Source organism: Nitratireductor sp. ZSWI3 (genome assembly GCF_024655565.1).
GTDB lineage: Bacteria > Pseudomonadota > Alphaproteobacteria > Rhizobiales > Rhizobiaceae > Nitratireductor.
Genome location: NZ_JANKOF010000176.1, coordinates 1 through 4,075 on the forward strand (window position 1 = coordinate 1; position 4,075 = coordinate 4,075).

Annotated in this window: 3 protein-coding genes; all 3 read right to left on the reverse strand. The window is 66.6% G+C overall.

What is annotated here, in order from left to right; all coding sequences use genetic code 11:
• Positions 1-122 precede the first annotated feature (122 nt).
• Positions 123-1,178 carry a substrate-binding domain-containing protein gene (locus NUU27_RS25075; RefSeq protein ID WP_257765015.1) on the reverse strand — a complete coding sequence of 352 codons (1,056 nt, stop codon included), beginning with the start codon at positions 1,176-1,178 and terminating at the stop codon, positions 123-125.
• A 160-nt stretch (positions 1,179-1,338) separates the two neighbouring features.
• Entirely contained in the window at positions 1,339-2,379 is a 1,041-nt protein-coding gene (locus NUU27_RS25080) for an ABC transporter permease (RefSeq protein WP_257765016.1), read from the reverse strand.
• 15 nt (positions 2,380-2,394) lie between these two features.
• Positions 2,395-3,912, reverse strand: a complete 1,518-nt coding sequence (locus NUU27_RS25085; RefSeq protein WP_257765017.1) for a sugar ABC transporter ATP-binding protein — start codon at positions 3,910-3,912, stop codon at positions 2,395-2,397.
• Positions 3,913-4,075 lie beyond the last annotated feature (163 nt).

The window sequence follows — 4,075 nt, forward strand, 5'->3', positions numbered from 1 at the left end:
CTTCTCCCCGTTTACGGGGAGAAGGTGCCGCAGGCGGATGAGGGGCGGGCGCGGCCCGACAATGAGCAGAAGCGCAAAGGGCGGCCCGAGAGCCGCCCTTTCCATTTTAAACCCCTCGCGTCTCAGTCACGCGGCGGCAGAGGCATCCAGGCAGGCACCGCCACGTCCGCATGGGCGAATTGCGGCAGCTTCTGCGCCAGTTCCTCCATGTTCTTGATGTCGCCGTCGTTGAGCGCCTTCTGGGTGATCAGTGTCGGCGGAACGATGACGCTCTTGCCCGGATCTTCGCCGGCGAGAAGCATGGCGAGCGCGCGCACCGAGACCTCGCCCACCACCGCCGGGTTGGTGGCGGCGGTGGCGGCCCAGGCGCTGCCCGGCTCGCGCATAGCCGCAATGTCGGCGGTCGACACGTCGGCCGAGTAGATCTTGATGCTGTCCGACAGGCCCGCCTCGTCGACGGCGATCTTCACGCCCTTGGCGAATTCGTCATAGGGCGCGAACATGACCTGGATGTCGGGATTTGCGGTGACGACCGAGCGCGCCTGGTTGGCGACCGAATTTGCGATCGGGTTGTCGAGCGTGCCGAACATCGCCACTTCCTCGATGCCCGAATACTTCTCCTTGAAGATGCGCCAGGTCTCGTCGCGGCGGTCGAGCGGCGCGATGCCGGCGACATAGACGTAGCCGGCCTTCCAGCTCTCGCCATTGTCGGCGATCGCCTGCTCCAGCGCCAGGCGGGCGAGATCGCGGTCGGACTGCTCGATCTGCGGGATGGCCTCGTTCTCGACATTGACGTCGAAGGCGACCACCTTGATGCTGGCATCGACGGCACGCTGGGCCGCTTCCTTCATCGATTCGGTCAGGCCGTGCTGGATGATGATGCCGTCGACGCCGAGGGCGATCGCCTGGTCGACCATGTCGGCCTGCAGGGCGGCATCCTGGCGGCTGTCGAGCACGCGCAGGTTGACGCCGAGCGCCTTGGCCTGCGCCTCGACACCCGACAGATAGGCCTGAAAGAAGTCGCCGGTCGACAGGTAGCGCACCAGCGCGATCTCCACCTCACCCGGATTGTCGAAGGGCGCCGGCTTGTCCTGCGCCATCGTCGCGGCCGGCCAGAGCATCGTCGCGCCGGCCAGTGCCGCCGCCATCCTGCCCAGCATTCTGCGTGAAATCTCCATGCTTTCCTCCACTCCGTTTCGTTTGTTTCAGTCGATGTGGTGCGGCCTCGGCCGGGCGCTGGACCGGTTCATCGTTTCACGGAAACGTTGCCCCGTTCTATCCCTTTGTTTTTCCGCATTTATGCGGTCGTCAGGTGATTCCACCTGACTGCAAAATGCTCTAGCGCGCCTTCCTCCCGAGAAGCGCGAAGGTGAAGATCAGGGCGACGACGAGCACCGCGCCCTTGACGAAATCCTGCGTGTAATAGGGCACGTTCATCATGGTTAGCCCCTGCAGCAGAACGCCCACGAACAACGCGCCGATAGCCGTACCGAAGGCGTTGGGCTTGGCGGCGCCGAGCACGGCGAAGCCGATCAGGGCGGCCGCCACCGCATCGAGCAGAAGGTTGTTGCCCGAGGCGATGTCACCGCGGCCGAGGCGCGCTGCCAGCAGAATGCCGCCGATCGACGCGAAGACGCCGGAGATCACATAGGCCCAGATGCGGTAGGCCTTGACCGGTGCGCCGGCGAACTCCGCCGCCCGCTCGTTGGAGCCGACCGCATACATCATGCGGCCGAAGCGCGTGTATTCCAGGAAGAACCAGATGAGGATGGCGAGCACGATGAGCACCACCACCGAAGCCGGCACGAGATTGTCTATGAACAGGTCGAAGCGGTGTCGTCCGAGCGCCAGGAACGACCGGCTGAACGTGCCCTCGGCGGTCGAGCCGTCCGGCAGGGTCATGCCGGTGGCGATGGAGCGACCTTCGGTCGGGATGCGCTGCAGGCCGATCAACAGGAACATCATGCCGAGCGTGGCCAGAAGGTCGGGCACGCGCATGTAGCAGATGATCAGGCCGTTGATCAGGCCGACCAGCGCTCCGATGGCAAGACAGACGAGAACCGCGACCAGCGCGTTCTGCTCCAGCACGACCATCACATAGGCGGCGGCCATCATCGAACTGGTGGCGATCGAGCCGATGGAAAGGTCGAAGCCGCCGACCACGAGCGTCGCGGTGACGCCGAGCGCCAGGATGCCGGTGATCGACACGGACTGCAGGATAAAGACGGCCGCCTGCGGCGAGGTGAAGCCGCGCGTCGCCAGCGAGAAGAAGACAATCAGCCCGACGAGCAGCGTGAGGAAGCCGTAGCGGATCGCCAGTTCGCGCAGCGCCGGCCCCGCTGCCGGCTGAGGAGTTTCGACCGAGGGTTTTTCCGCCATCCGGCTGTCCATTCTCTAAACGCTCCCCGCGGGTTGGTGCTGTCGTCCGGCGACCTCGGCCAGCAGCCTGTCCATGTCCACTTCGGCGTTGCGGTGCTCGCCGACGATGCTGTTTTCCGACATGACTAGGATGCGGTCGGCTGTTTCCAGCGCCTCGTCGAGCTCGGTCAGGAACAACAGCGTCGCCCGCTCCCGCGCACTGTCGCGCAGCTTGGCGGCGATGTCGTGACGGGCGGCGATGTCGACCCCTTGGAAGGGCTCGTCGAGGATCAGGAGGCGCGAGGGCTGCGTCAGCCAGCGCGCCACCGTCACCTTCTGCTGGTTGCCGCCCGACAGCGTCGCCAGGTCGTCGCGCTCGGAGCGGCAGACGATCTTGAGGTCGGAGATCTGGGCGCGCGCCGTCTGCCGCTCGCCGCGCCGGTTGGCGACGCTCAGCCGCGAGAAGCGCGGCAGGAACGGCAGGCTCATGTTCTCGTATATGTTGAAGTCCGGCACGATGCCGGTAGAGGCACGGTCCTTGGCCACCAGGAAGACCCCCTCGCCGATGGCGTCGGTCGGGGTCTTCGGCGCGTAGGGGCGTCCGTCCAGCCGCATCGCGCCGGCCAGCGGCGGATGGATGCCGAACAGGGTTTCGGCGAGCCGCGTCTTGCCGACCCCGACGAGGCCGGTCACGGCGACCACCTCGCCCGCGCCGAGTTCCATGGAGAACGGGCTGGCGCCGGGCGCGATGCAGAGATCGCTGACCGACAGGACCGGCCGGTGAGCGTCGCGCGCGTCAATGCTGTGGCGGCCGAGATTCTGCCCGAGCATGGCGTTGACCGCCCCCTCGTAATCGAGCGGCTTCTCCTCGAACCGGCCGGCGATGGCCCCATCGCGCAGGCTGACGATGCGGTCGGCCAGGCGGCGGATGTCGGACATGCGGTGCGAGATGTAGAGGATGGCGACGCCGCGGGCGCGCAGGCGGTCGATCAGCGCGAACAGCCGCTCCGCCTCGTTGCTCGACAGCGAGGAGGTCGGCTCGTCGAGAATCATCACCTGCGGCTCATGGGCCATGGCGCGGGCGATGGCCACCATCTGACGGTCGGCCAGCGACAGATCGGTGACCTCGGCGCCGAGTTCGATGCCGAGGCCCATGCGCTCGGCCACCTCGCGCGCCTCGCGCCGGATGCGGCGCGGATTGAAGAACAGCCCCCGCCCCGCCCCGCTCAGCCGGTCGAGCACCAGATTGGTGGCGACGTCGAGAGTGCCGACCACGCCGTCATTGATGTTCTGGTGCACCGTCACCACGCCGGCACGCATCGCCTCGGCCGGCGTCGTCGGCGAAAAGGGCCGGTCGCCGAGCATCATCACGCCGCGGTCGGCCTGGTGGACGCCGCTCATGATCTTGACCAGCGTCGACTTGCCGGCGCCGTTGGCGCCCATCAGCACCGTGACCTCCCCGGCATGCAGGCCCAACCCCACCCCGCGCAGAACGGCATTGGGTCCGAACGCCTTCGTCAAGCCAGAAATGCGGAAAACGACCTCGTCGCCCATGCTCTCCTCCCATCGTGACGCTAGCAGCTAACAAGCAATTGTCAACATGATTGACAAATGACAGAGCCTTGGTAGCGTGGTGGCAAGATTGCTGGCATTGGGGTTTGCGACCGCCGACGTCGGCGCACGCCCCTCACCCTCTCCCCGCTCGCGGGGAGAGGGT